This is a genomic window from Micrococcus sp. HMSC067E09 (genome assembly GCF_001812555.1).
GTDB classification, from domain to species: Bacteria; Actinomycetota; Actinomycetes; order Actinomycetales; family Micrococcaceae; genus Micrococcus; species Micrococcus lylae.
In genome coordinates, this window is record NZ_KV809454.1 from 1 (window position 1) to 1,373 (window position 1,373).

Below are 1,373 nucleotides of genomic sequence, written 5' to 3' on the forward strand. Positions count from 1 at the left end.
AGCACGTGGAGGTCGAGGCCACCTGGACGTGAATCGGCCTGGGTTTCGTTCCTATCGGTTTCCCTGTCCGGCGGTCGCCGGGGAGGCTGATCCGAGGTCAGCGTAGTACGCGTCCTCGACCTCGGCCGGGGTGCGCATGCCGAGCTCGCCATGGAGGCGTTGGTGGTTCCACCACCACACCCATTCGAGCGTCGCAAGCTCGACCTGCTCGACCGTCCTCCAGGGCCCGCGCTGGCGGATCAGCTCGGTCTTGTAGAGGTTGTTGATCGCCTCGGCGAGGGCATTGTCATACGAGTCCCCGACAGTGCCTGTCGACGGGGTCGCGCCAAGTTCGACGACGCGGTCGGTGTAAACCATCGACATGTAGTTCGAGCCGTGGTCGGCGTGATGGATCAGCCCGTCGAGCGGGCCGTCCGCGCCCCAGGCGGCCATGTCCAGCGCTTGTAGGGGCAGGACCTCCGCGCGCAGCGTCGAGGCGACGTTCCAGCCCACGATCTTGCGCGAGTACACGTCGGTGACGAACGCCACATACGCGAACCCCGCCCAGGTGGCCACATACGTGATATCCGCGACCCAGAGCCTGCGCGGCGCGTCTGCGTGGAACCGTCGTTGGACGAGGTCCCGCGGCAGGGATTGCGCCTTGTCGGGCCTGGTCGTGAACGCCTTCTTCGACTTGCGAACCCCACGCACTCCCGCGAGGCGCATGAGGCGTTCGGTCTGGTCTCGGCCGATGTCCCATCCCTGACGTTTCAGGAGGGCATGCATCTTCCGCCGCCCGTAGACGCCGTAGTTCTCCGCATGCAGCCGGGCGACCTCGGGCACCAGCAGCTCGTCCCGCAGCTGCCGGGCGGAGACGACGCGGGTCTTCGCGGCGCGATACCCGCGGGACGTGATGAAACCCTGCACTGCCGGGCGCAGCGTCCGGCAGATGAGCTCGACCCCGAACCGCTCTCGATATTCGTCGATGAAGCGGATCATCTCGGTCAGGGCCGGTCGAGCTCCTTCGCGAAAAACACGCTCGCGGCTTTGAGGATCTCATTCGCTTTCCGCAGCTCGGCCACCTCGCGGCGCAGGCGCTTGTTCTCCTCCGCGACATCGCTCGGGACACCGGGCTTCGCGCCCGCGTCGACCTCCCGACGACGATGCCACACCCGCAGCGTCTCCGCGCTCATGCCGAGGAGACCGGCCACATGCCGCACCGCGGACATCAGATTCGAGTGCTCACCGGAGGCCTTGGCCTCATCGAGCATCCGCAGCGCGCGCTCGCGCATCTCGGGAGAGTACTTCTGGTTCATCGCGTTCCATCCTTGCTTCAATAACGGAACGAAACCCAGGCCGATTCAGGTGAGCCGGCCCACGGTGGCCACCTGGGT

Annotated in this window: 1 protein-coding gene; it reads right to left on the reverse strand. The window is 66.5% G+C overall.

From position 1 onward, the window contains the following. Positions 1-51 precede the first annotated feature (51 nt). Positions 52-1,295 (reverse strand): IS3 family transposase gene (locus tag HMPREF2863_RS11290; RefSeq protein WP_141756431.1). Its coding sequence is split into 2 segments (ribosomal slippage): positions 52-1,004 and positions 1,004-1,295, totalling 1,245 coding nucleotides; the frame shifts between segments, so codons are not numbered across the junction. Between the last annotated feature and the right edge of the window lie 78 nt (positions 1,296-1,373).